This is a genomic window from Pseudomonas sp. TUM22785 (assembly GCF_028198105.1).
Lineage (GTDB): Bacteria > Pseudomonadota > Gammaproteobacteria > Pseudomonadales > Pseudomonadaceae > Metapseudomonas > Metapseudomonas solani.
In genome coordinates, this window is the sequence record NZ_CP116239.1 from 5,680,375 (window position 1) to 5,703,773 (window position 23,399).

Below are 23,399 nucleotides of genomic sequence, written 5' to 3' on the forward strand. Positions count from 1 at the left end.
GGGCCGCAGCGCTGGAAGGTTCATGGAGTTGGAGGTGTGCCGGCGGCGCGATGGTAGGCAAGGCGCCTGGTCGCTGTAAAACCTAGAGGGGCTATTTCAGACCCGTCCTAGGAACGACTCATCGACGAGCACCTGAGCACCCCGAACGGTGCCCAGGTGGCAGGTATCAGGGCTGCAGGGTGAAGCCATCCGCATCCAGGTTCGCGGGGAAGCGCTCACGGTAGCTGGCCAGGGCGCTGGCGCTGAGGGTGACGCTGAAGACGCCCTCCTGTGCGGCGGCGTCGAGCAGCGTCTCGCCCTGGAAGTCCAGTGCCTGGCTGTCACCGCTGTAGGGGTGGCCCTTGCCGTCCTCGCCGACGCGGTTCACCGCCGCCACGTAGCAGAGGTTTTCGATGGCCCGGGCGGGCAGTAGGCGGTTCCAGTGGTGGCGGCGTGCGGCAGGCCAGTTGGCGGCGTAGAGCAGCAGGTCGGTGTCGTGGGGATCACGGCTCCAGACCGGGAAGCGCAGGTCGTAACAGACCAGCGGGCGCACCCGCCAGCCCTTGAGCTCGAACAGCGCCTGGGTCTCGCCCGGCGTGTAGTGCTTGTGCTCGCCGGCCATGCGGAACAGGTGGCGCTTGTCGTAGTGCAGCACTTCGCCGTCGGGGCGCGCCCAGAGCAGGCGGTTGCGATGGCTGCCGTCGGCGGCGCGGATGATCAGGCTGCCGGTGACCACGGCATCGATGCGCCGGGCCTGCTCGCGCAGCCAGGCGTAGGTGACGCCCTCTTCCTCCTCGGCGAGGGTGGCCGAATCCATGGAGAAGCCGGTGGTGAACATTTCCGGCAGCACCACCAGGTCGGCGCCACGCGCCTGTTCCAGCCGCTTCTCGAAGTGGCTGCGATTGGCGGCGGCGTCGTGCCAGACCAGGCTGCTTTGCACCAGGGCCAGCTTGAGGTCGGGCAACGTGGTCAGATCGCGCATAGTTTTTCCGCTGCCAGGCGCAGCGTCTCCTCACGTTTGGCGAAGCAGTAGCGCACCAGACGCAGGTCGCGCGGGGCGCTCTGGTAGAACACCGACACGGGAATGGCGGCAACGCCATGTTCACGGGTCAGCCATTCGGCCATGGCCACATCGTCCAGCTCGGGGCGGATGGCGCTGTAGTCCACCAGTTGGAAGTAGGTGCCGGCGGCGCGGGTGAAGCCGAAGCGGGAGCCGGCCAGCAGGTCGCAGAACAGGTCGCGCTTGGCCTGGTAGAAGCCGGGGAGCTCGATGAGGTGCTCCGGGTGGTCGGCCATGAAATCGGCCAGCGCCCATTGCAGCGGGGTGACGCCGCAGAAGTTGACGTACTGGTGCACCTTGCGCAGCTCGGCGGAAAGCGCCGGTGGCGCGACCACGTAGCCGGTCTTCCAGCCGGTGACGTGGTAGGTCTTGCCGAAGGAGCTGACCACGAAGGCGCGGGCGTAGAGCTCGTCGTGGGACAGCACGCTGACATGGGCCTGGCCGTCGAACACCAGGTGCTCGTAGACCTCGTCGGACACCAGGTAGATATCACGACCACGGATCAGCGCCGCCAACTGGTCCAGCTCGGCGCGGGAGATCAGTGCACCGCTGGGGTTGTGCGGGCTGTTGAGGATAATCATCCGGGTGCGGTCGCTGAGGGCGTCGGTCATGCCCTGCCAGTCGATGGCGAAGCCCGGCAGGGCCAGGGGCACATGCACGCAACGTCCACCGGCCAGCTCCACGGACGGCTCGTAGCTGTCGTAGCAGGGGTCGAGGACGATGACCTCGTCACCGGCGCGCACCACCGCCTGAATGGCACAGAAGATCGCTTCGGTAGCGCCGGGGGTGACCGTGACCTCGGTGTCGACATCCACCTGGCGACCGTTGAAGGTCGCGACCTTGGCGGCTACCTGCTGGCGCAGCGCCGGCAGGCCGGTCATGGGCGCGTATTGGTTGTGGCCAGCGCCGATATGACGGGCCACCGCATCGCACAACGCGGCAGGGGCGGAGAAATCCGGGAAGCCCTGGGACAGGTTGATGGCGCCGGTTTCGGCGGCGAGCTGGGACATGCGGGTGAAGATGGTGGTGCCGACGTTGGGCAACTTGCTGGCGATCATTTCATCAGGCTGCTGGCGACTGGGAAGTGGCCGCTAGCTTAAGGCCTGACGGGGCTCGTGACCAAGATGAAAGCAGTGCCGGGTGGCGCTGCCTGGGGCTCGGCGCGACGGCAATGAAAAAGGGCGCCCATGGGCGCCCTCTTCCGGTGCTGCGAGAATCAGCGGTTCTTGTCGCGGCGCTTCTTGTCAGCCTTCTTGTGGTGGGACATGAGGCGGCGCTTCTTGTTCACCTGGCGGTCGGTGAGGGTGTTCTTCTTGCCCTCGAAGGGGTTGTCGCCCCCCTTGTACTCGATGCGGATGGGCGTACCCACCAGCTTCAGCACGCGCCGGTAAGTGTTCTCCAGGTAGCGCGAGTACGACTTGGGCACCGACTCGACCTGGTTGCCGTGGATCACGATCAGCGGCGGGTTGGCACCCCCGAGGTGGGCATAGCGCAGCTTGATGCGACGACCGTTGACCAGCGGCGGCTGGTGCTCCTGCACCGCGCCTTCGAGGATCTGGGTCAGGCGGCTGGTGGGCCAGCGGGTGATGGCGGATTTGAAGGACGCCTGCACCGACTTGTACAGGTTGCCTACACCGGTGCCATGCAGCGCGGAGATGAAGTGGATGTCGGCGAAGTCGACGAAGAACAGCCGGCGCTCCAGCTCGGTCTTCACGTAGTCGCGCTCACCGGATTCCATGCCGTCCCACTTGTTCAGGGCGATGACCAGCGCGCGGCCGGTTTCCAGCACGAAGCCGAGCAGGTTGAGGTCGTGCTCGACCACGCCTTCGCGGGCATCCATGACGAAGATCACCACGTTGGCGTCCTGGATCGCCTGCAGCGTCTTGACCACCGAGAACTTCTCGACCGCTTCGAAGATCTTGCCGCGACGGCGCACGCCGGCGGTATCGATCAGGGTGTACTTCTCTTCGTTGCGCTCGAAGGGGATGTAGATGCTGTCGCGGGTGGTGCCGGCCTGGTCATAGACGATGACCCGCTCCTCGCCGAGCATGCGGTTGACCAGCGTCGACTTGCCGACGTTGGGGCGCCCGATGATGGCGATCTTGATGCCGTCCTTCTCGCTCGGCCCGGGGATGCGGCTGAGCTCTCCGCCTTCGGCGACTTCCTCGGTCTGGATCGCGGCGTCTTCCTCGGCCGCGTCATCGCGGGGGAATTCGCCGAGGGCTTCCTGCAGCATCTGGCTGATGCCACGCCCGTGGGCGGCGGCGATCGGCAGGGCGTCGCCCAGGCCCAGGGGGCTGAACTCGGCGCGGGCGAGGTCCGGGTCGACGGTGTCGACCTTGTTCGCGACCAGGTAGGTCTTCTTGTTGCGCTTGCGCAGGTGCTCCGCGATGGACTGATCGGCAGCGCTCATGCCGGCGCGGGAGTCGACCATGAACAGCACTGCATCGGCCTCTTCGATGGCCTGCAGGGACTGTTCGGCCATTTTCGCGTCGATGCCCTGCTCGTCACCCGAGATACCACCGGTATCGATGACGATGAAGGTGCGGCCGTTCCACTTCGCCTCGCCGTACTGGCGGTCACGGGTCAGCCCCGCGTACTCCGCGACGATGGCGTCGCGGGTCTTGGTCAGGCGGTTGAACAGGGTGGACTTGCCGACGTTCGGGCGGCCCACCAGGGCAATTACGGGAACCATGAGGCTCTCCAATTCGTTATTTCAGAAAACGCAACGGCCGCTGCCGTCAGACGGCAGCGGCCGGACACTATTTTTCAGCTTAGCGGATGGTCAGCGCGACCAGCTTCCCGCCGTTGCCGAAGGCATACAGCATGTCGCCGATCACCAGCGGACGGGCACGCAGGCCGTCGCCGTCGATCTTCTCGCGGCCCACGAAGTGACCATCCACCTGGCTCAGCAGGTGCAGGTAGCCTTCGAAGTCGCCGACCGCCACGTAGCTGGAGAACACTTCCGGAGCCGAAAGCTGGCGACGGGCCAGGGATTCGTTGCTCCACAGCGCCGAGGAGGAACGCTCGTCGATGCCTTCGATGGTGCCGCTAGCCTGGCTCACGTAGACGTTGCCGAAGCCCTGGGCAACGCCCACGTAGCTGGACGCTTCGCGCTGCCAGAGCACACGGCCGCTGTCCAGGTCCAGACCCGCGACGCGGCCCTGGTAGGTGGCGACGTACAGGGTGCCACCGGACAGCAGCAGGCCACCGTCGATGTCGACCACGCGATCCAGCTCGGAACGGCCTTGCGGCACGGCGACGCGCTGTTCCCAGATGGGCAGGCCGCGTTGCACGTCGAGGGCGATGACCTTGCCCGACGACAGGCCGGCAACGGCTAGGCGGTTGGTCACGATCGGCGCACCGGTGCCACGCAGGGTCAGCACGGCGGGGGTGTTTTCGTAGATCCAGCGCTGCTCACCGGTCGCGGCGTCGAAGCCGAACAGGGTGTCGTTCTGGGTCTGTACCACCACCACGTCACCGTTGGTGGCCGGCGGAGCGAGGACTTCACCGTTGACCCGGGCACGCCACTTCTCTTCGCCAGTGCTGGCGTCGAGGGCGATCACCTGGCCCTTGAGGGTACCGACCAGCACCAGGCCGTAGCCTGCACCGACCGCGCCGGATACCGGCAGGTCCAGTTCCTGTTCCCAGAGCTTGTCGCCACTCATGCGGTCGATGGCGACCACCAGGCCTTCGACGTCACCGGCATAGATGACATCGCCGTCCACGGAGGGGACCAGCATGTTGTAGGAATCACCCTGACCTTCGCCGATGGAGCGGCTCCAGACTTCTTTGAGCTGGACCTCTTCGGTGATGTCGGGCAGTTCGGCAGGCGGCAGTTCCTTCTTGCTATTGCTGCTGCAACCTGCGGCCAGAACGGCCATGGCCAGCAGTGCGGCAAATTTCCAGCGCATCACGTCACGCATCCCCTTTGGCCAGGTCGTCGAGCTTCATCTGCAAGCCACCGACCGCTGCGTCTTCCGGCAGGGCGGCCTTGGCTTTCTCATAGGCGGCATGCGCCTCGTCGGAACGACCCAGCTGTACCAGCAGATCGCCTTTCAGTTCTTCACGGCTGGCCAGGTAGGATTTGCTGGCATCGCCTTCGAGCAGCTTCAACGCGTCGTCGACCTTGCCCTGGGCAGCCAGGACACGGGCCAGGCGCTGACGGGCCAGCTCGCCGAGGGTGGCATCGGCAGGCTTGTCCACCACGGCCTTGAGTTCGGCGGCAGCGTCATCGAGCTTGCCGGATTCGACCGCCACCTTGGCGACGAACAGGCTGCCGTACTGGGCGTAGTGGGTACCGCCGAAATCGGTCTTGAGCTTGGTGGCCAGCTCGGCGACCTTGCCGGCGTCGGGCTTGCCGGACGGATTCAGCGCGGTTTCCAGCAATTGCTGGTAGACCTGGGACGCGCCCTGGGCCTGGTTGGTCTGGTGCTTCTGCCAGGCCTGCCAGCCGAAGACCACCACCAGCGCGAGGGCGCCGCCGGTGAGCAGGGGCTTGCCATTGCGCTGCCACCAATCCTTGATCGCCGCCAGCTCTTCATCTTCGGTACGCGTGCTCACCCCAATACTCCTATGTTCTAAAGGCTCAAGCCTGATCGATGCAGGCCGCCAGGCGCTCTGCGAGAGCGTCCCAGGCGATGTTCTGTTGTTCGCTGTCGTCGCGCAGGGGTTTGAAACCTACCACGCGGTTGGCCAGTTCGTCCTCACCCAGGATCAGGGCGAAGCGTGCGCCGCTCTTGTCAGCTTTCTTGAACTGGCTCTTGAAACTGCCGGCACCGGAGTTGACCAGCAGGCGCAGGCCAGGAACGGCGTCGCGCAGCTGCTCGGCCAGCGCCAGGGCCGCGAGTTCGGCAGGCTCGCCGAATGCGCAGATGAAGGCATGCGCCGGGGCGTTGAGCTCGGCGGGGATCAGCTCCAGGGTTTCCAGCAGCAGCACCAGGCGCTCGACGCCCATGGCGAAGCCGACACCCGGGGTCGGCTTGCCGCCGAACTGGGTGATCAGGCCGTCATAGCGACCACCGCCGCAGACGGTGCCCTGGGAGCCGAGCTTGTCGGTGACCCACTCGAAGGCGGTGCGGCTGTAGTAGTCCAGCCCGCGCACCAGCTTCTGGTTGATCTCGTAGCGGATGCCGACCGCGTCCAGGCGCGCCCTGAGGCCTTCGAAGTGGGCCACGGACTCGGCGTCCAGGTAGTCGTGCAGGCGCGGGGCATCGACGAGCAGGGCCTGGGTTTCCGGCACCTTGCTGTCGAGGATGCGCAGCGGGTTGGTGGTCATGCGGCGCTGGCTGTCTTCGTCGAGACGGTCGAAGCGCTCCTGCAGGTAGGCCACCAGGGCCTCGCGGTAGGCGACACGTGCCTCGCTGGAACCCAGGCTGTTGAGCTGCAGGGTCACGGCGTCGCCGAGGCCGAGCTTCTTCCACAAGCGCCAGGTGAGCACGATCAGCTCGGCGTCGATGTCCGGGCCGGGCAGGTTGAAGACTTCCACGCCGATCTGGTGGAACTGGCGATAACGGCCTTTCTGCGGCTTCTCGTAGCGGAACATCGGGCCCGCGTACCAGAGCTTCTGCACCTGGCCGCCGCCGGTCATGCCGTGCTCAAGCACCGCACGCACGCAGCCCGCGGTGCCTTCGGGGCGCAGGGTCAGGGATTCTTCGTTGCGGTCGAGGAAGGTGTACATCTCCTTGTCGACCACATCGGTGCCTTCGCCAATGCCGCGGGCGAAGAGTTCGGTGAACTCGAGGATCGGCAGGCGGACTTCACGGTAGCCGTAGCTGTCCAGCAGGTCTGCCAGGGTGCGTTCCAGATACCGCCAGGCAGGGGTCTGCTCCGGCAGGATGTCGTTCATGCCACGGATGGCTTGCAGCGTCTTGCTCACTCGGAATCCTTAATCAGCTGCGGGCGATGACGGCCGCGTCAGCCTCGACCTTTTCGGCCGCTTTGCGACGGATCAGCTTTTCCAGCTCATCCACCAGGTTGTCATTGTTCAGCTTCTGCGCCGGCTTGCCGTCGATGTAGATCAGGTTGTTCGGCGTGCCGCCGGTCAGCCCCACATGGGCTTCCTTGGCTTCGCCGGGACCGTTGACCACGCAGCCGATGACCGCGACATCCAGCGGAACCAGCAGGTCCTCAAGGCGCCCTTCCAGCTCGTTCATGGTCTTGACCACATCGAAGTTCTGCCGCGAGCAGCTCGGGCAGGCGATGAAGTTGATGCCACGGGAGCGCAGGCGCAGGGACTTGAGGATGTCGTAACCGACCTTGATCTCTTCGACCGGGTCGGCCGCCAGCGAGATGCGGATGGTATCGCCAATCCCGTCGGCGAGCAGCATGCCCAGGCCCACGGCGGACTTCACGGTGCCGGAGCGCAGGCCGCCGGCTTCGGTGATGCCCAGGTGCAGCGGCTGGACGATCTGCGTGGCCAGCAGGCGGTAGGCTTCCACCGCCATGAACACATCGGACGCCTTGACGCTGACCTTGAAGTCCTGGAAGTCCAGGCGATCCAGGTGCTCGACATGGCGCAGCGCGGACTCCACCAAGGCTTGCGGGGTGGGTTCGCCGTATTTCTTCTGCAGGTCCTTCTCCAGCGAGCCGGCGTTGACGCCGATGCGGATCGGGATGCCTCGGTCACGGGCGGCATCGACCACGGCGCGCACACGGTCTTCGCGACCGATGTTGCCCGGGTTGATGCGCAGGCAGTCGACGCCCAGCTCCGCCACGCGCAGGGCGATGGTGTAGTCGAAGTGGATGTCGGCGACCAGGGGTACGTTGACCAGTTTCTTGATCTTGCCGAAGGCCTCGGCGGCGTCCATGTCCGGTACCGAAACGCGGACGATGTCGGCGCCGGCTTCTTCCAGGCGACGGATCTGGCCAACGGTGGCAGCCACGTCGCAGGTATCGGTGTTGGTCATGCTCTGCACGGCGATGGGGGCATCACCGCCCACCGGTACCGAGCCGACCCAGATCTTGCGGGACTGGCGGCGTTTGATCGGGGATTCACAATGCATGGCTTATTGCCCCAGCTTCAGGCGAGCGGTCTCGCCGTGGGTGTAGGGCGCTACGTCGACGGACTGGCCGTTGTAGCTGACCTGGGCGCCACGGGCATAGCCGAGGCGCAGTTCGAACGGCGGCCGGCCAGCCAGCTCGACGCTCTCGCCGGTGCGCTTAAGGGCGCTGAGCAGGACCTTGCCATCGGCATCGGTCACCTGGGTCCAGCAGTTGGCGACGAACTGGATACGCACCAGGCCCTGGCCTGCGGCGGCAACTACCGGAGCCTGAGCGGGCGCGGTAGCGGACGGAGCAGCCGGAGTGGTCGGCATAGCCGAGACGACGGGAGCGGACGGGGCTGCGGGGGCCGACACGGCAGGAGCTGCCGGGGCGCTGGTGGCGGGTGCGCTGCCCTGGGGCAGCGGCAGGGCCTGGGCCGGTGCCGGGCTGGTGCCTGCGGTAGGCGGCGTGCCTTCCGGCTGCGCGGCCACTTCCGGGGACAGCTCGCCCGGTGCAGCGTCTTCGCCCTCCTGGGCGTCGGCCACGGCCTGGTCCTCAGGCTCGTCCAGCGGGTGGATCTGGGTGGTGCCGTCGGCGCTTTCGACCTCGACGTGCTCCATGCTGATGTCGGCGGTTTCACCGCTGCGACGCTCGGCCTGATCCTGCCACCAGAGGAAACCGATGACACCGAGGACCAGCAGGAGGGCGAAGCTGACGAAGCGCAGCACGCTCTGCGACAGGCGTACGGGCTCTTCGATGCGGCCGAGGCTGTGGACACTGCTGCCGGTGGCGTCGGTGCCGGTGTAGAGGTCGAAATCGGTCACCAGGCGCGCCTGGTCCATGCCCAGCAGCTTGGCGTAGGCACGGATGTAGCCACGGGCAAAGGTGTGGCCGGGCAACTGCTCGAACGAGCCCGCCTCAAGCTGACGCAGGGCCTGCTCGGTCAGGTTCAGCTGTCGGGCGACCTCGGCAAGGCTCAGGTCCTTGCTTTCACGTGCCTGGCGCAGGGTCTCGCCTGGGTTGGCACGGGTCGCGGCGGCAATTTCGGGTTGCGACGCTTTCATCTTTGCTCCGACAGGTATTGCTGGTATTCCGGCGTGCCGGGATAGAGTCGTTTGAGTTGCAGACCCAGGCTCGCGGCCTGGTCGCGATCATCGAATACGGTGGCCAGCCGAGTGCCCAGCAGCAGGCTGCGGGCGCTCTGGGGGGCAATCTTGCTATAGCGGTCGTAATACTCGCGGGCCGGGACGTACTGCTTCTCGGCGTAGGACAGGTCGGCCATCTCCAGCAGCGCAACGGGCTGCTGGCGGTTCAGGCGCAGGGACTTGTCGAAATGCTGCTTGGCCAGGTCCGGGCGGTTCATCCGCAGGGCGGTCAGGCCGAGGTTCTCGAACACGCGGGAGCGTTCGGGATAGAGGCTGTCTTCGGCGGCCTGCTCGAAGCGCTTGTAGGCTTCCTCGTAGCGTTTCTGCTCATAGAGGAAACCGCCGTAGTTATTGAGGATGCGGGAGTCGGTACGCGAGGACAGGGCCTTGCGGAAATGCTCGTCGGCGAGCTTGGGCTCCATCTCGGTCTGGAACACCAGGGCCAGCGCAGCGTTGGCGTCGGCGCTGGACGAGTCGAGCTCCAGAGCCTTGCGCAGGGGCACCTTGGCCCGCTCAGCAGCCCCTTGGGAGAGATAGCCGATGCCCAGCTGGATGTAGGCGTCGCGGGCCTTGTCGCGGCCTTCCGCGGTCTTCATCGGATCAACGGAGCCAGTGGACACGCAGCCCACCAGGCTGGCGAAAACGAGAAGCAGCGCGGGGCGCAGGGTCATGGGTGTCCTCTCTTCAGTTTCGGTTGGCAGCGTTTTGTGGCGCGTCGGTATCGCCATTGAGCTGGCGGACGGCTATGTAGCGCTCGCTGCGGCGGGTACGGTCCATGACCTGGCCAACGAGTTGACCGCAGGCAGCGTCGATGTCATCCCCGCGCGTGGTGCGCACGGTGACATTGTGGCCGGCCTTGTGGAGCATGTCCTGGAAACGGCGAATGGCGTTATTGCTCGGCCGCTCGTACCCCGAGAAAGGGAAGGGATTAAACGGAATCAGGTTGATCTTGCAAGGAAAATCCTTGAGGAGTGCGATCATCTGCTCAGCGTGGAGAGGCTGATCGTTCACATCCTTGAGCAGGGTGTACTCAATGGTCAGGAAACGTTTCTCGCCCAGTCGGGCGATGTAGCGTTGGCAGGCATCGAGCACCACCGCCAGGGGGTACTTCTTGTTGATCGGCACCAGCTGGTTGCGCAATTCGTCGTTCGGCGCGTGCAGCGACAGCGCCAGGGAAACGTCGATCTGCTCGCCCAGCTTGTCGATCATCGGCGCAACGCCCGAGGTGGACAGGGTCACCTTGCGCTTGGAAATGCCGTAACCGAGGTCGTCCATCATGATGTTCATGGCGGAGACCACGTTGTCGAAATTCAGCAGCGGCTCGCCCATGCCCATCATCACCACGTTGGTGACGGCGCGGTCGATCTTGGCCGGAACGGTGCCGAAGGACTTGTTGGCGATCCACACCTGGCCGATGACTTCGGCGGCGGTGAGGTCGCTGTTGAAACCCTGCTTGCCGGTGGAGCAGAAGCTGCAATCCAGCGCGCAGCCCGCCTGGGAGGAAACGCAGAGGGTGCCGCGCCCGCCTTGCGGGATGTACACGGTCTCGACGCAGCTGCCGGACGCCACACGCACGACCCACTTGCGGGTGCCGTCGCTGGAAATGTCCTGGCTGACGATTTCGGGGCCGCGAATCTCGGCAGAGGCCTTGAGCTTGTCGCGCAGGGCCTTGCCGATATTGCTCATGGCGTCGAAATCATCGACGCCAAAGTGGTGAATCCATTTCATCACCTGTCCGGCACGGAAACGCTTCTCCCCGATGGACTCGAAGAAGTTCTCCAGTTGCGGCTGGGTCAGACCCAGCAGGTTAACTTTACCGGTTGATTCAGTCATGGCTTCACCCTCGTGCCTTCGCTATCAGCGAATACGAGCGCACACCTCGGTGGCGGCGAAGAAGTAGGAGATCTCGCGAGCAGCGGAAGCCTCGGAGTCGGAGCCGTGTACGGCGTTTTCGTCGATGGAAACGGCGAAGTCAGCGCGAATGGTGCCGGCGTCGGCTTTCTTCGGGTCGGTAGCGCCCATCAGTTCGCGGTTCTTGGCGATGGCGCCTTCACCTTCCAGTACCTGCACGACAACCGGACCGGAGGTCATGAAGGAAACCAGATCCTTGAAGAAGGGACGCTCTTTGTGCTCGGCGTAGAAACCGCCAGCTTCGCGCTCGGAGAGCTGAACCATCTTGGCAGCGACGACGCTCAGGCCGGCTTTTTCGAAACGGGTGACGATCTCGCCCACTACGTTCTTGGCAACGGCGTCGGGCTTGATGATGGAAAGGGTACGTTCAACGGCCATGTGAAACTCCAGAAATCAGGATTAAAGCGAAAAATTAAACCCGCGAATTATACGCGGGTTCCTGTTAAATGCGTAGGGTCAGCAGACCGGGCTTCAGTCGGCTTCTTCGATCCATGCCGCCTGGATGGCTTCAAGGACCTTCTCGCCGCCGCGCTGACTGTTGTCATCGAACTCCGGCAGGCTCACGACCCAATTGTGCAGATCGACGAAGTTGACGTAGCGCGGGTCAACCTCGGGCTTGCTCTCGGCCAGCTGGATGGCGATCTCCAGAACATCGACCCATTTGAGACTCATGACCTTTCCTCAGTGCTTTTCAGAAACCTGGTTGAGAGTGTACTTCGGAATCTCCACGACGAGATCCACCTCCCCCACGACGGCCTGACAGGACAGTCGCGACTCGGCTTCCAGGCCCCAGGCCTTGTCCAGCATGTCGTCTTCCAGCTCGTCGGACGCTTCGAGGGTGTTGAAGCCCTCGCGGATCACGACGTGGCAGGTGGTGCAGGCACAGGACATCTCGCAGGCGTGCTCGATCTCCAGGCCGTTGCGCATGGCCGCCGCAATGATGGTTTCACCCGGCTGGGCCTCGACCACCATCCCTTCAGGGCAATGCTCGGCATTGGGCAGAAATACGATCTGCGGCATCAGTCATTCCTCGATTTCATTCAGTCGGCGCCCCGCCAGGGCAGCCTTGACGCTGGCATCCATGCGACGCGCCGCGAAGGCGTCGGTCACTTGGGTCAGCCGCTTGGTTTGCTGTTCGATGGCGGCACCGTCGGTGCCCTCCAGCAGAGCCTGCAGTTGCTCCAGCTGGAAGTCGATGGCGATCCGCTCTTCAGCGGTGAGTAGCGCGTCGCCATCCGCCTGCAACGCGGCCTGCACCGCCTCGATCAGGCGCTGGGCATCGACCTGCTGCTCACGCAGCACGCGGGCGACCTTGTCGTCGTTGGCGTGCTGGAAGGAGTCCTGCAGCATGCGGGTGATTTCACCGTCGGTCAGGCCGTAGGAAGGCTTGACCTGGATGCTCGCTTCCACGCCGGAGGCGGTTTCGCTGGCCGTCACGCCCAGCAGGCCGTCGGCATCCACCTGGAAGGTCACACGGATCTTCGCAGCGCCGGCAACCATGGGCGGTATGCCACGCAGCTCGAAACGGGCCAGGGATCGGCAGTCCTTGATCAACTCGCGCTCACCCTGGAGCACGTGGATCATCATGGCGGTCTGGCCGTCCTTGTAGGTGGTGAACTCCTGGGCACGGGCGACGGGAATGGTGGTATTGCGCGGAATCACCTTCTCCATCAGCCCGCCCATGGTTTCGAGCCCCAGGGACAGCGGGATGACGTCCAGCAGCAGCAATTCTTCGCCACGCTTATTGCCCGCCAGGGTGTCCGCCTGCACAGCGGCGCCGATGGCCACGACCTGATCAGGGTCGATATCGGTCAGGGGCGGACGGGAGAAAAGCTCGCCGACCGCTTCGCGCACGCGCGGGACACGAGTGGAGCCGCCGACCATGACCACGGCCTCGACCTCGTCAACCTCGATGCCGGCGTCACGAACAGCACGACGGCAAGCCTTGAGACTGCGAGCGACCATGGGCTCGATCAGCTCATCGAAGCGTGCACGGGTCAGCTGGCCCGACCACTGCGCATAACGCACTTCGACCTTATCGGCAGTGGTCAGCGCTTCCTTGGCGGCGCAAGCGGCCTCCAGCAGGCTGCGCTGGGCACCGGGATCGAGATCGGCGGAAAGCCCGGCCTGCTCGACGATCCAGCCCGCGAGGGCATGGTCGAAATCGTCGCCACCGAGGGCGCTGTCGCCACCGGTTGCCATGACTTCGAAGACGCCACGGGTCAGGCGCAAGATGGAAATATCGAACGTGCCGCCGCCCAGGTCATAGATGGCCACGACGCCTTCGGCCTGCTTGTCCAGCCCGTAGGCAACGGCAGCAGCGGTGGGCTCATTGAGCAGGCGCAGGACATTGAGCCCGGCGATACGGGCAGCGTCCTTGGTGGCCTGGCGCTGGGCATCGTCGAAGTAGGCAGGAACGGTGATCACCGCCCCCACCAGCTCACCACCCAGGGTGGCTTCGGCGCGCTGGCGCAAAGCACGGAGGATTTCGGCCGAGACTTCCACAGGACTCTTGGCGCCCTGCACGGTCTCGATGAAGGGCATGTGCGACTCACCGGTGGTGAAGCGGTAGGGGAGCTGCTCACCCAGTTGCTTCACGTCTTCCAGGCCGCGCCCCATGAAGCGCTTGACCGAGAGGACGGTGTTCAGCGGGTCGGCGGAAGCCGCCTCCTTCGCCGAACGGCCGACTTCGACGCGATCCGCGTGGTAGCGCACGGCGGACGGCATGATGACCTGCCCATCGGCATCGGCCAGCGGTGCGGAAACACCGCTGCGCACAGCGGCCACCAGGGAATTCGTGGTGCCCAGGTCAATGCCCACCGCCAGGCGGCGCTGGTGCGGTTTGGGGCTCTGTCCGGGTTCAGCGATCTGCAGTAGGGCCATGCTTGTCTGATTTTCAGGCGCACCATCGTCCATGCGGCGATGCGCGGGTTAGTCGTCGAGGCGCTCTTCCAGTTGGCGCACTTCGTGAGTCAGCTTGTCGAGGAACTGCATGCGGCGCACCAGGCGCTCGGCATCCTCGCGGCGGGCATCGTCGTTCCAGCAGGCGGAGAAGGCGCCATCCAGATCGGACTGGGCCGCCTTGAGACGCCGCTTGAAAGCAGCCACGCCGGGGAGGTCCGCACTGTCGTGGAGTTCTTCCAGCTCTTCTCGCCACTGCATCTGCTGCAACAGGAACTCGGGGTCCTTGACGGTCGCCTCAAGGGGCAGCTCATGGCCACGAATCGCCAACAGGTAACGCGCCCGACGAGGCGCGCTCTTCAGCGTCTGGTAGGCCTCGTTCAGCTGCGCCGCGTGCTCCACGGCCAGGCGCTGCTCGCGCTCGGAGGTATCGACGAAGCGATCCGGATGGGCGCTGCGCGCCAGCTCGAGATAGCGGCTCGCCAACTGATCCAGATCGAGGTCGAAGCCAGGCTTCAGTTCAAACAATGCGAAATGACAGGGGGTGCCCACGAGACGCCTCAGACGTTGAAGCTCTCGCCGCAACCACACTCGCCGCGAACGTTCGGATTGTTGAACTTGAACCCCTCGTTGAGGCCTTCGCGGACGAAGTCCAGCTCAGTGCCGTCGAGGTAGGACAGGCTCTTGGGATCGATGATCACCTTCATGCCGAAGCTCTCGAAGACCATGTCCTCGCTCGCCACTTCATCGACGAACTCCAGGACATAAGCCAGGCCGGAGCAGCCGGTGGTGCGAACACCCAGGCGGATACCTTCACCCTTGCCGCGCCCTTCGAGGGAGCGACGCACGTGATCGGCGGCGGAAGCGGTCATGCTGATGGCCATAGCGGCTCCTTAACTCAGTCGAGCGGTTAGAGCAGACCCTTTTTCTGCTTGTAATCCTGGACGGCCGCCTTGATGGCGTCCTCGGCCAGAACCGAGCAGTGGATCTTCACCGGCGGCAGCGCCAGTTCTTCGGCGATGGTGGTGTTCTTGATCGCAGCGGCTTCGTCCAGGGTCTTGCCCTTCATCCACTCAGTGGCGAGGGAGCTGGAGGCGATGGCCGAACCGCAACCGTAGGTCTTGAACTTGGCGTCTTCGATAACGCCCTGCTCGTTGACCTTGATCTGCAGGCGCATCACGTCGCCGCACGCCGGTGCGCCGACCATGCCAGTGCCGACATCGGGATCTTCAGCGTCGAGCTTGCCGACGTTGCGCGGGTTTTCGTAGTGGTCGATGACCTTTTCGCTGTATGCCATGGTGCTTATTCCTCACTCATCAGGGGTGGCGTCAGTGCGCCTGCCATTCGACCGTCGAGAGGTCGACGCCCTCTTTGTACATGTCCCACAGGGGAGACAATTCACGGAGCTTGTCTACGGCTTCACGGACCTTGCTGGCTGCGTAATCCACTTCTTGTTCGGTGGTGAAGCGGCCAAAGGTGAAACGAATGGAGCTGTGTGCCAACTCGTCGTTGCGGCCCAGTGCGCGCAGCACGTAGGACGGCTCGAGAGAGGCCGAGGTGCAGGCGGAACCCGAAGAGACCGCGAGGTCCTTCAGCGCCATGATCAGCGACTCGCCTTCGACGTAGTTGAAGCTGATGTTCAGGTTGTGCGGGACACGGGAAGTTGCGCTGCCATTGAGGTAGAGCTCTTCCATGCCATCCACTGCAGCCCAGAAGCGGTCCGCCAGTGCCTTGATGCGCTGGTTCTCGGAGGCCATTTCCTGCTTGGCGATGTGGAAGGCTTCGCCCATGCCGACGATCTGGTGGGTGGCCAGGGTGCCGGAACGCATGCCGCGCTCGTGACCACCGCCATGCATCATGGCTTCCAGACGCACACGCGGCTTGCGACGCACGTAGAGCGCGCCGATGCCTTTGGGGCCGTAGGTCTTGTGGGCAGAGAAGGACATCAAGTCGACCTTCAGCTTGTCCAGGTCGATCTCGACCTTGCCGGTGGACTGGGCCGCATCGACGTGGAACAGGATGCCGCGAGCACGGGTCAGTTCACCGATGGCCGCGATGTCGTTGATGGTGCCGATCTCGTTGTTCACGTGCATCACCGACACCAGGATGGTGTCTTCGCGCAGAGCCGCTTCGACCATCGCGGGGGTGATCAGGCCGTCTTCGCCCGGCTCGATATAGGTGACCTCGAAGCCTTCACGCTCGAGCTGGCGAGTGGTGTCCAGGACCGCCTTGTGCTCGATCTTGGAGGTGATGATGTGCTTGCCCTTGGTGTTGTAGAAGTGCGCGACACCCTTGATGGCAAGGTTGTCGGACTCGGTGGCACCGGAGGTCCAGACGATTTCGCGAGGGTCGGCATTGACCAGCTCAGCGACCTGGCGACGGGCATTCTCCACCGCTTCCTCGGCCTTCCAGCCGAACACGTGGGAACGCGAGGCCGGGTTGCCGAAGTTGCCATCGACCAGCAGGCAGTCGCTCATCTTCTGTGCAACACGAGGGTCCACCGGCGTGGTAGCGGAGTAGTCCAGGTAAATCGGCAATTTCATCGGTTATCTCCTATCAGGCGGGCGCCCTGCTCATTCGATGGCGGACACTTCAATCTTTTCTGAACGCGGCATCCTGCCACCGAGGCGGCGCTGGTCATGGCGCTCGTTCTGGCGCTGGGCCACCTCTTGGACTTCGTTACGGGCGACGATGTCACTCAGGCTGATGCTGCTGAGGAACTCGTGGATCTGCATGCTCAGGTCATCCCACAGATGGTGGGTCAGGCAGGCGCCTCCGGAAGAGTCGCAATTGCCCTGCCCCTGGCAGCGCGTGACATCGACCGACTCGTTGACGGCGTCGATGACTTCGGCCACGTAGATGCTGGCCACATCGCGGGAAAGCTGGTAACCGCCACCCGGACCACGAACGCTGCTGACCAGGCTGCCACGGCGCAACTTGGCGAAGAGCTGCTCGAGGTAAGAAAGGGAGATGCCCTGACGCTCGGAAATATCTGCCAGAGAAACCGGACCTTGCTGCGAATGCAAAGCCAGGTCGAGCATGGCTGTGACGGCGTAGCGGCCTTTAGTGGTCAAGCGCATGGGAGTTCCACGGTTCGCTGATTTGCCAGCGAGTATGCGATTCCCGACTATTTAAGTCAACTATAAGACCTATCAAATTAGTCGGGATTAGCAGATACAGGGGCGCGAATGATATCAGAGTTGCCCCCCCTATCGCACCCCTCGCCCATCAGGCCGCCGGCGGCCGCACCTCGTCCTTTACACCCTCGAAATCTTCTTCGCGAAGCGCCGGCAGTGCCTTGCCGCAGTAGTCGCTACCCAGGGCCGTCAGCGCCTTGCACATGCCCTCCAGGCGCTCATCCACCGCCTGGACGTGGTCCAGCAACTGTCCGATCGCGCGTGCCACCGGGTCAGGCATGTCCTGGCTCACGCCATAAGCATCGAAACCGAACTTCTCGGCGATGGCCTGGCGCTTGGCCACTTGCTCCGGGTCTTCCTTGACGATGACCCGCCCCGGAATCCCCACGGCAGTGGCGCCGGCCGGCACCGCCTTGGTCACCACGGCGTTGGAGCCGATCTTGGCGCCAGCTCCCACCGTGAACGGGCCGAGCACCTTGGCGCCCGCACCGACCACCACGCCGTCTTCCAGCGTCGGGTGGCGCTTGCCGGCATTCCAGCTGGTGCCACCCAGGGTCACACCTTGATAGAGGGTGACGTCATTGCCGATCTCGGCGGTTTCGCCAATGACGATGCCCATGCCGTGATCGATGAAGAAGCGCCGACCGATGCGAGCACCCGGGTGGATCTCGATACCAGTCATCCAGCGACTGAAGTTCGACACCAGGCGCGCCAGCCACTTCCAGCCCGCCAGCCACAAGGCATTAGCCAGACGATGCAGCCAGATAGCGTGCAGGCCGGGGTAACAGGTGAGCACCTCGAAGGCATTGCGCGCAGCCGGGTCACGGTGGAATACGCTTTGAATGTCTTCTCGCATGCGTTCGAACATCACTTCTCTCTCCGCTTCTGGATTTCTCCACGCGCAGCCTTCTGGGTCTCAGTCAGGATGCCGCGCAGGATATTCATCTCGAGCTTGCTGATGGCACTACGCCCGTACAGGCGACGCAGCCGTGGCATCAAATGGCGCGGGCGCTCCGGGTCGAGAAAACCGATATCGACCAACGTACGTTCGAGGTGGCCGAAGAACAGTTCCAGCTCATCCACCGTCACCGGCTGGATGTTTTCCTCGGCGGTCAGCTCCACCTTTTCCATCTTGGTCGGCTTGCCCTGCACGCCCAGCCAGGCCATGCGCGCCTCATAGGTCAGCACCTGGACAGCCGCCGCCAGGTTCAGCGAGCCGAATTCGGGATCGGAAGGGATATGCACATGGAACTGGCAGCGCTGCAGCTCTTCATTGGTGAGGCCGGCGTACTCACGCCCGAACACCAGCGCCACTTCAGCACCACCCTCCACCTGCTCGACGCAACTGGCACCGCACTCGCGAGGGTCGAGCAACGGCCAGGGAATATGGCGATCACGCGCACTGGTGCCGTACACCAGGCTGCAGCCGACCAACGCCTCTTCCAGCGTTCCGACGACCTGCGCGGACTCGAGAATGTCATCGGCACCAGAGGCACGCGCCCAGGCTTCCTGATGAGGGAACTGCTCGGGCTCCACCAGCACCAGGCGCGATAAGCCCATGTTTTTCATGGCGCGAGCTGCCCCGCCGATATTGCCGGGGTGACTGGTACCGACCAGGACCACGCGAATGTTTTGCAGCAAGGCGCTGGCTCCAACCTAAACTTCAGGGGATGAAATCTTACAGAAGCACTCGGCCGAACGCCATGAAAGCGCCGGCCTGCACTTCATGCGCAACGCTTTTCTGTTAGAATGTCCGGCTTTCTTTAACGACCCAGGTGACTCCCCCATGCAGCCTATGCTGAATATCGCCCTGCGCGCCGCTCGCAGCGCCGGTGAATTGATCTTCCGCTCCATCGAGCGCCTGGACGTGATTTCGGTGAACGAGAAGGACGCCAAGGACTACGTCACCGAAGTCGACCGCGCCGCCGAAGAAACCATCATTCAAGCGCTGCGCAAAGCCTATCCGACCCACAGCATCCTCGGCGAGGAAGGCGGCTCCATCGCAGGCAGCAGCGAAGGCGCTGACTACCAGTGGATCATCGACCCGCTGGACGGCACCACCAACTTCATCCGCGGCGTGCCGCACTTCGCCGTCAGCGTCGCCTGCAAATACAAGGGCCGCCTAGAGCACGCCGTCGTAATCGATCCGGTTCGCCAGGAAGAGTTCACCGCCAGCCGTGGCCGTGGCGCCGCCCTCAACGGCCGCCGCCTGCGCGTCAGCCCGCGCAAGAGCCTGGAAGGCGCCCTGCTGGGCACTGGCTTCCCCTTCCGCGACAGCCAGCTGGATAACCTCGACAACTATCTGAACATGTTCCGCAGCCTGGTCGGCCAGACTGCCGGCATCCGTCGCGCCGGCTCCGCCAGCCTGGACCTGGCCTACGTTGCCGCCGGTCGCTTCGACGCCTTCTGGGAGTTCGGCCTGTCCGAGTGGGACATGGCAGCAGGCGCCCTGCTGGTTCAAGAAGCCGGCGGCCTGGTGAGCGACTTCACCGGCGGCCATGACTTCCTCGAGAAAGGCCACATCGTTGCCGGCAACACCAAGTGCTTCAAGGCGGTCCTGACGGCCATCCAGCCGCACCTGCCGCCTTCGCTGAAGCGCTGATACGCACCGCAACAAGAAGAACCCGGCCAGGCGCCGGGTTTTTCATGCCCACGAAAAAGGCGCCCTTGGGCGCCTTTTTCCTTTCACCGACGGATCACTGCTGGATGCCGGCCTGACGCTGCGTCAGGACCAGGCGACCTTCCTTGGTGACAGGGATCTGCGCGCCCGGATCGTGATCCATACGCACCTGGTTCACCTTGCCATCCAATTGATACTGCACGTCATAGGCAACCACTTTCTCGTTGCTCTCCTGAACGGTGTTGCAGCGGGTTTCAGTGGTGGTATAGGTGTCGCTGTTCTGCATGTGCTCCTGCACCTTGTTACCGGCATAACCACCGCCTACGGCGCCTGCCACGGTGGCGATCTTCTTGCCGTTGCCGCCACCGACCTGGTTGCCCAACAGGCCACCCGCCACGGCACCCAACACGGTACCGGCGATCTGGTGCTGGTCCTGGACCGGCCTCTGGCGGGTCACGGCGACATCCTTGCAGACCTCACGCGGGGTCTTGAATGTCTCCTTGACCGGCTGGACCGCGAGCACCTCGGCATATTCCGGGCCGTTACCCACAAGGCTGTAGGTAGCGACGGCGCCACCGGCGGTTACACCGACGGCACCCAATACGGCGCCGACGAGCATCGACTTGTTCACATGGACCTCCTGGTTCAAAACCGGCGCATCTGCGCCCTACTCCCTGCCTTGGAGTACAGCTTTTTGCCCGAGTTCCCGTAGGACCAATCCCACGCAAGCGACTGGGACAGCCATCACATCGCGCCACTTCCCCAGGAGGAACACCGCACCCCCAAACAAAAAGGGCCTGCAGATGCAGGCCCTTTCGGCAACACACTCAAACTCAGGGACGCTCGTCCACCTCGGTGGCCACGGCAGGAGGGATCAGGTCCTCCGAACGCAGGCCCAGCCAGATGAGGACGGGGGCACTGATGTAGATCGACGAGTAGGTACCCACGACCACACCCACCAGTAGCGCGACCGCGAAGCCGTGCAGGCTGTCGCCCCCAAACACCAGCAGCGCGACCAGAGCCAGCGCGGTGGAGGTCGAGGTAGCGATGGTACGCAGCAGGGTCTGGGTGCAGGAGACGTCGATGTTCTCGATCAGGTCAGCCTTGCGCAGCACGCGGAAGTTTTCGCGGATACGGTCGAAGATGATGATGGTGTCGTTCAGCGAGTAACCGATCATTGCCAGCACCGCCGCCAGCACCGTCAGGTCGAACGGCAGCTGGAAGAACGCCAGGATGCCCAGGGTGACGATCACGTCATGCACCAGGGAAGCAATCGCGCCGACGCCGAACTTCCACTGGAAGCGGAAGGCCAGGTACAGCAGGACACCGCCCAGCGCGAGCAGCATGGCGAGGCCACCCTGGTCACGCAGCTCTTCGCCCACCTGCGGGCCGACGAACTCGACGCGCTTGACCACGAACTTGCTATCGGCGTCGATCTTGCGCAGCGCCGCGGCGACCTGGTTGCCCAGTTGCGGGTCCTCGCCAGCCATACGCACCAGCACATCGGTGCTGGCGCCGAAGCTCTGTACCACGGCATCGCGATAGCCAGCCTGCCCCAGCTCTTCCTTGATCAGCTCGAGGTTGGCGGGCTTCTCGTAGGACAGTTCGATCAGGGTGCCACCGGTGAAGTCCAGGCCGAAGTTCAGCCCCTTCATGAACAGGGCACCAATACCGACCAGGCTGATGACGACAGTGACGGCGAACGCGAGATTGCGGATCGCCATGAAGCGGATTGTTGACTTGATCATGGCTGCCTCAGATCCACAGTTTCTTGAAGTTACGGCCACCGAAGATCAGGTTGACCAGACCACGGGTGAACATGATCGCGGTGAACATCGAGGTGACGATACCCAGGGACATGGTGACGGCGAAGCCCTTGATCGGGCCGGTACCCAGCGCGAAGAGAATGCCGCCCACCAGCAGGGTGGTCAGGTTGGAGTCGACGATCGCCGCATAGGCGCGGTCGAAGCCTTCATGAATGGCACGCTGTACGGACATGCCATTGGCCAGCTCTTCTCGTATCCGTGAATAGATCAGTACGTTGGCGTCCACCGCCATGCCCAGGGTCAGCACGATACCCGCGATGCCCGGCAGGGTCAGGGTCGCACCGATGGCGGACATCAGGCCCACCAGCAGGGCCAGGTTGAAGGCCAGGGCAACAGTCGCCAGCACACCGAAGAAGCGGTAGATGGCGATGATGAACAGCGACACGAAGACCATCGCCCACTCGGTGGATTCGATGCCCTTGACGATGTTCTCGGCACCCAGGCTCGGGCCGATGGTGCGCTCTTCAGCGAAGTACATCGGCGCAGCCAGGCCACCGGCGCGCAGCAGCAGGGCCAGCTCGGACGACTCGCCCTGGCCGTTCAGACCGGTGATGCGGAACTGGTTGCCCAGCGGCGACTGGATGGTCGCCAGGCTGATGATCTTCTTCTCTTCCTTGAAGCCGGGAACCACGACTTCTTGCTCGACACCGTCCACTACCTGCTTGACCTTGCGGTTCATCGGGCGCTGTTCGATGAAGATCACCGCCATGCTGCGGCCGACGTTGTTTCGGGTAGCGCGGTTCATCAGCTCGCCGCCATGGCCATCCAGACGGATGTTCACCTGCGGGCGGCCGTTCTCGTCGTAGCTGGCCTGAGCGTCGGTAACCTGGTCACCGGTGATGATCAGGCTGCGCTCCAGCGGTACCGGCGGGCGACCCGGCTCGCGGAACTCGAAGGATTCGGTGCTGGCCTTGCTCGCATCGGGGGCGGCAGCCAGGCGGAACTCGAGGTTGGCGGTCTTGCCGAGAATACGCTTGGCTTCGGCCGTGTCCTGCACGCCCGGCAGCTCGACCACGATGCGGTTGGCGCCCTGACGCTGTACCAGCGGCTCGGAAACGCCCAGCTCGTTCACGCGGTTGCGTACGGTGGTCAGGTTCTGCTTGATCGAGTATTCGCGGATTTCGGTCAGCTTGGCCTGGGTCAGGGTCAGGCTCATCACCTGCTGATCACCACGCTCGGCGGTCTTCAGGTCGAAATCGGTAAAGGATTTGCGGATCAGCGACTGCGCCTTGTCCAGCGACTCCTGGTCGCTGAAGCCAAGCTGGAAGCCGTTGTCGATGCCCGGCAGGCTGCGGTAGCGCACGCGCTCCTTGCGCAGCAGGGTGCGGACTTCGCCTTCGTAGATCTTCACCCGGGCGGAAACGGCCTTCTCCATGTCCACTTCCAGCAGGAAGTGCACACCACCGGAAAGGTCGAGGCCCAGCTTCATCGGCGTCGCACTCACGCTGCGCAGCCAGTCCGGCGTGGTCGGTGCGAGGTTCAGCGCAACCACGTAGTCCTCGCCCAGCACCTGGGTGACGACCTCCTTGGCAGGCAGTTGATCACCCAGCTTGGTCAGGCGCAGCAAGCCACCACGCTCACTGAGGCTCGCGCTTTTGACTTCGAACCCGGCAGCCTTGAGAGCCGCCACGGAGCGATCGAGATCGCCCTGCTGGATCTTCAGCGCGGTGCTGTTGCCAGAGATCTGGATGGCCGGATCATTGGGGTAGAGGTTAGGTGCGGAATAGACCAGGCCGAGGGCGAGAACCGCCAGGATCAGCAGATATTTCCACAGAGGGTACTTGTTGAGCATGACACCGCCCGTTATGACGCGGGGCGCCTTAAGCGCCCCGTGAA

The 23,399-nt window shown here is 64.0% G+C and carries 25 protein-coding genes; 1 reads left to right on the forward strand and 24 read right to left on the reverse strand.

The features are described 5' to 3' along the window. Nucleotides 1–166: 166 nt before the first annotated feature. The 21 genes from PI990_RS25835 to trmJ form a co-directional block, all read right to left on the reverse strand. Nucleotides 167–961, reverse strand: coding sequence for an amidohydrolase (locus tag PI990_RS25835; RefSeq protein WP_271658897.1), 795 nt, complete (start codon nucleotides 959–961; stop codon nucleotides 167–169). Then, entirely contained in the window at nucleotides 949–2,097 is a 1,149-nt protein-coding gene (locus PI990_RS25840; protein ID WP_271658898.1) for a pyridoxal phosphate-dependent aminotransferase, read from the reverse strand. Before PI990_RS25840 ends, PI990_RS25835 begins: the two co-directional genes overlap by 13 nt. Nucleotides 2,098–2,255: 158 nt before the next feature. Next, nucleotides 2,256–3,734, reverse strand: coding sequence for a ribosome biogenesis GTPase Der (gene der / locus PI990_RS25845; RefSeq protein ID WP_271658899.1), 1,479 nt, complete (start codon nucleotides 3,732–3,734; stop codon nucleotides 2,256–2,258). A 79-nt stretch (nucleotides 3,735–3,813) separates the two neighbouring features. Next, nucleotides 3,814–4,965: an outer membrane protein assembly factor BamB gene (bamB, locus tag PI990_RS25850; protein WP_021220832.1), complete on the reverse strand. Its 1,152-nt coding sequence runs from the start codon at nucleotides 4,963–4,965 to the stop codon at nucleotides 3,814–3,816. Further along, entirely contained in the window at nucleotides 4,958–5,602 is a 645-nt protein-coding gene (locus PI990_RS25855) for a YfgM family protein (protein WP_043240102.1), read from the reverse strand. The genes bamB and PI990_RS25855 overlap by 8 nt, the downstream gene beginning before the upstream one ends. 25 nt (nucleotides 5,603–5,627) lie before the next feature. Then, on the reverse strand, nucleotides 5,628–6,917 hold the full coding sequence (gene hisS, locus PI990_RS25860; RefSeq protein WP_184487505.1) for a histidine--tRNA ligase: 1,290 nt from the start codon (nucleotides 6,915–6,917) through the stop codon (nucleotides 5,628–5,630). A gap of 13 nt (nucleotides 6,918–6,930) precedes the next feature. Further along, nucleotides 6,931–8,043, reverse strand: coding sequence for a flavodoxin-dependent (E)-4-hydroxy-3-methylbut-2-enyl-diphosphate synthase (gene ispG / locus PI990_RS25865; RefSeq protein ID WP_043240098.1), 1,113 nt, complete (start codon nucleotides 8,041–8,043; stop codon nucleotides 6,931–6,933). A gap of 3 nt (nucleotides 8,044–8,046) precedes the next feature. After that, a complete protein-coding gene (locus tag PI990_RS25870) occupies nucleotides 8,047–9,087 on the reverse strand; it encodes a RodZ domain-containing protein (protein WP_271658900.1) in 1,041 nt (346 codons plus the stop codon). Then, nucleotides 9,084–9,839 carry a type IV pilus biogenesis/stability protein PilW gene (gene pilW / locus PI990_RS25875; protein WP_271658901.1) on the reverse strand — a complete coding sequence of 252 codons (756 nt, stop codon included), beginning with the start codon at nucleotides 9,837–9,839 and terminating at the stop codon, nucleotides 9,084–9,086. The genes PI990_RS25870 and pilW overlap by 4 nt, the downstream gene beginning before the upstream one ends. A 13-nt stretch (nucleotides 9,840–9,852) precedes the next feature. Beyond that, nucleotides 9,853–11,001 (reverse strand): 23S rRNA (adenine(2503)-C(2))-methyltransferase RlmN, encoded by a 1,149-nt coding sequence (gene rlmN / locus PI990_RS25880; RefSeq protein ID WP_271658902.1) that lies wholly within the window; start codon nucleotides 10,999–11,001, stop codon nucleotides 9,853–9,855. A gap of 24 nt (nucleotides 11,002–11,025) precedes the next feature. After that, the gene (gene ndk / locus PI990_RS25885; protein WP_021220839.1) at nucleotides 11,026–11,457 is read right to left on the reverse strand and encodes a nucleoside-diphosphate kinase; all 432 of its coding nucleotides are present in this window, start codon (nucleotides 11,455–11,457) and stop codon (nucleotides 11,026–11,028) included. Between the two features lie 93 nt (nucleotides 11,458–11,550). Further along, a complete protein-coding gene (gene iscX / locus PI990_RS25890) occupies nucleotides 11,551–11,751 on the reverse strand; it encodes a Fe-S cluster assembly protein IscX (protein WP_021220840.1) in 201 nt (66 codons plus the stop codon). A gap of 9 nt (nucleotides 11,752–11,760) precedes the next feature. Continuing rightward, complete coding sequence (gene fdx / locus PI990_RS25895) at nucleotides 11,761–12,099, reverse strand: ISC system 2Fe-2S type ferredoxin (RefSeq protein WP_021220841.1); 339 nt, start codon at nucleotides 12,097–12,099, stop codon at nucleotides 11,761–11,763. 3 nt (nucleotides 12,100–12,102) lie between these two features. Continuing rightward, nucleotides 12,103–13,962 carry a Fe-S protein assembly chaperone HscA gene (gene hscA / locus PI990_RS25900; RefSeq protein ID WP_271658903.1) on the reverse strand — a complete coding sequence of 620 codons (1,860 nt, stop codon included), beginning with the start codon at nucleotides 13,960–13,962 and terminating at the stop codon, nucleotides 12,103–12,105. Between the two features lie 48 nt (nucleotides 13,963–14,010). Beyond that, nucleotides 14,011–14,532 carry a co-chaperone HscB gene (gene hscB / locus PI990_RS25905; RefSeq protein ID WP_271658904.1) on the reverse strand — a complete coding sequence of 174 codons (522 nt, stop codon included), beginning with the start codon at nucleotides 14,530–14,532 and terminating at the stop codon, nucleotides 14,011–14,013. A gap of 8 nt (nucleotides 14,533–14,540) precedes the next feature. Beyond that, nucleotides 14,541–14,864 (reverse strand): iron-sulfur cluster assembly protein IscA, encoded by a 324-nt coding sequence (gene iscA, locus PI990_RS25910; protein ID WP_021220844.1) that lies wholly within the window; start codon nucleotides 14,862–14,864, stop codon nucleotides 14,541–14,543. A 26-nt stretch (nucleotides 14,865–14,890) separates the two neighbouring features. Further along, complete coding sequence (iscU, locus tag PI990_RS25915) at nucleotides 14,891–15,277, reverse strand: Fe-S cluster assembly scaffold IscU (RefSeq protein WP_021220845.1); 387 nt, start codon at nucleotides 15,275–15,277, stop codon at nucleotides 14,891–14,893. Nucleotides 15,278–15,308: 31 nt separating this feature from the next. After that, entirely contained in the window at nucleotides 15,309–16,523 is a 1,215-nt protein-coding gene (locus PI990_RS25920; RefSeq protein WP_043240086.1) for an IscS subfamily cysteine desulfurase, read from the reverse strand. Nucleotides 16,524–16,553: 30 nt separating this feature from the next. Further along, nucleotides 16,554–17,060: a Fe-S cluster assembly transcriptional regulator IscR gene (gene iscR, locus PI990_RS25925; protein ID WP_021220847.1), complete on the reverse strand. Its 507-nt coding sequence runs from the start codon at nucleotides 17,058–17,060 to the stop codon at nucleotides 16,554–16,556. A gap of 148 nt (nucleotides 17,061–17,208) precedes the next feature. Continuing rightward, on the reverse strand, nucleotides 17,209–17,985 hold the full coding sequence (gene cysE, locus PI990_RS25930) for a serine O-acetyltransferase (protein ID WP_021220848.1): 777 nt from the start codon (nucleotides 17,983–17,985) through the stop codon (nucleotides 17,209–17,211). After that, entirely contained in the window at nucleotides 17,985–18,758 is a 774-nt protein-coding gene (trmJ, locus tag PI990_RS25935; protein WP_043240082.1) for a tRNA (cytosine(32)/uridine(32)-2'-O)-methyltransferase TrmJ, read from the reverse strand. The genes cysE and trmJ overlap by 1 nt, the downstream gene beginning before the upstream one ends. Nucleotides 18,759–18,903: 145 nt before the next feature. Here trmJ and suhB point away from each other — a divergent pair, with 145 nt between their 5' ends. Further along, a complete protein-coding gene (gene suhB, locus PI990_RS25940) occupies nucleotides 18,904–19,719 on the forward strand; it encodes a type III secretion system regulator SuhB (RefSeq protein WP_271658905.1) in 816 nt (271 codons plus the stop codon). A gap of 94 nt (nucleotides 19,720–19,813) precedes the next feature. Here the strand turns inward: suhB and PI990_RS25945 are convergent, their stop codons facing one another. From PI990_RS25945 to secD, 3 genes are all read right to left on the reverse strand, one after another. Continuing rightward, nucleotides 19,814–20,368 carry a glycine zipper 2TM domain-containing protein gene (locus tag PI990_RS25945; protein WP_021220851.1) on the reverse strand — a complete coding sequence of 185 codons (555 nt, stop codon included), beginning with the start codon at nucleotides 20,366–20,368 and terminating at the stop codon, nucleotides 19,814–19,816. Between the two features lie 202 nt (nucleotides 20,369–20,570). Continuing rightward, nucleotides 20,571–21,485: a protein translocase subunit SecF gene (secF, locus tag PI990_RS25950; protein ID WP_184487499.1), complete on the reverse strand. Its 915-nt coding sequence runs from the start codon at nucleotides 21,483–21,485 to the stop codon at nucleotides 20,571–20,573. A gap of 7 nt (nucleotides 21,486–21,492) precedes the next feature. Next, nucleotides 21,493–23,355, reverse strand: coding sequence for a protein translocase subunit SecD (gene secD / locus PI990_RS25955; RefSeq protein WP_021220853.1), 1,863 nt, complete (start codon nucleotides 23,353–23,355; stop codon nucleotides 21,493–21,495). Nucleotides 23,356–23,399 lie beyond the last annotated feature (44 nt).

Excerpts from the sequence above, each read along its gene's own strand:
- secD (WP_021220853.1), bottom strand. The coding sequence starts at position 23,355 with ATGCTCAACAAGTACCCTCTGTGGAAATATCTGCTGATCCTGGCGGTT.
- fdx (WP_021220841.1), bottom strand. The coding sequence starts at position 12,099 with ATGCCGCAGATCGTATTTCTGCCCAATGCCGAGCATTGCCCTGAAGGG.
- iscA (WP_021220844.1), bottom strand. The coding sequence starts at position 14,864 with ATGGCCATCAGCATGACCGCTTCCGCCGCCGATCACGTGCGTCGCTCC.
- pilW (WP_271658901.1), bottom strand. The coding sequence starts at position 9,839 with ATGACCCTGCGCCCCGCGCTGCTTCTCGTTTTCGCCAGCCTGGTGGGC.
- hscA (WP_271658903.1), bottom strand. The coding sequence starts at position 13,962 with ATGGCCCTACTGCAGATCGCTGAACCCGGACAGAGCCCCAAACCGCAC.
- iscX (WP_021220840.1), bottom strand. The coding sequence starts at position 11,751 with ATGAGTCTCAAATGGGTCGATGTTCTGGAGATCGCCATCCAGCTGGCC.
- PI990_RS25870 (WP_271658900.1), bottom strand. The coding sequence starts at position 9,087 with ATGAAAGCGTCGCAACCCGAAATTGCCGCCGCGACCCGTGCCAACCCA.
- PI990_RS25920 (WP_043240086.1), bottom strand. The coding sequence starts at position 16,523 with ATGAAATTGCCGATTTACCTGGACTACTCCGCTACCACGCCGGTGGAC.
- iscR (WP_021220847.1), bottom strand. The coding sequence starts at position 17,060 with ATGCGCTTGACCACTAAAGGCCGCTACGCCGTCACAGCCATGCTCGAC.
- rlmN (WP_271658902.1), bottom strand. The coding sequence starts at position 11,001 with ATGACTGAATCAACCGGTAAAGTTAACCTGCTGGGTCTGACCCAGCCG.
- ispG (WP_043240098.1), bottom strand. The coding sequence starts at position 8,043 with ATGCATTGTGAATCCCCGATCAAACGCCGCCAGTCCCGCAAGATCTGG.
- suhB (WP_271658905.1), top strand. The coding sequence starts at position 18,904 with ATGCAGCCTATGCTGAATATCGCCCTGCGCGCCGCTCGCAGCGCCGGT.
- ndk (WP_021220839.1), bottom strand. The coding sequence starts at position 11,457 with ATGGCCGTTGAACGTACCCTTTCCATCATCAAGCCCGACGCCGTTGCC.
- iscU (WP_021220845.1), bottom strand. The coding sequence starts at position 15,277 with ATGGCATACAGCGAAAAGGTCATCGACCACTACGAAAACCCGCGCAAC.
- PI990_RS25835 (WP_271658897.1), bottom strand. The coding sequence starts at position 961 with ATGCGCGATCTGACCACGTTGCCCGACCTCAAGCTGGCCCTGGTGCAA.
- secF (WP_184487499.1), bottom strand. The coding sequence starts at position 21,485 with ATGATCAAGTCAACAATCCGCTTCATGGCGATCCGCAATCTCGCGTTC.
- cysE (WP_021220848.1), bottom strand. The coding sequence starts at position 17,985 with ATGTTCGAACGCATGCGAGAAGACATTCAAAGCGTATTCCACCGTGAC.
- der (WP_271658899.1), bottom strand. The coding sequence starts at position 3,734 with ATGGTTCCCGTAATTGCCCTGGTGGGCCGCCCGAACGTCGGCAAGTCC.
- PI990_RS25840 (WP_271658898.1), bottom strand. The coding sequence starts at position 2,097 with ATGATCGCCAGCAAGTTGCCCAACGTCGGCACCACCATCTTCACCCGC.
- bamB (WP_021220832.1), bottom strand. The coding sequence starts at position 4,965 with ATGCGTGACGTGATGCGCTGGAAATTTGCCGCACTGCTGGCCATGGCC.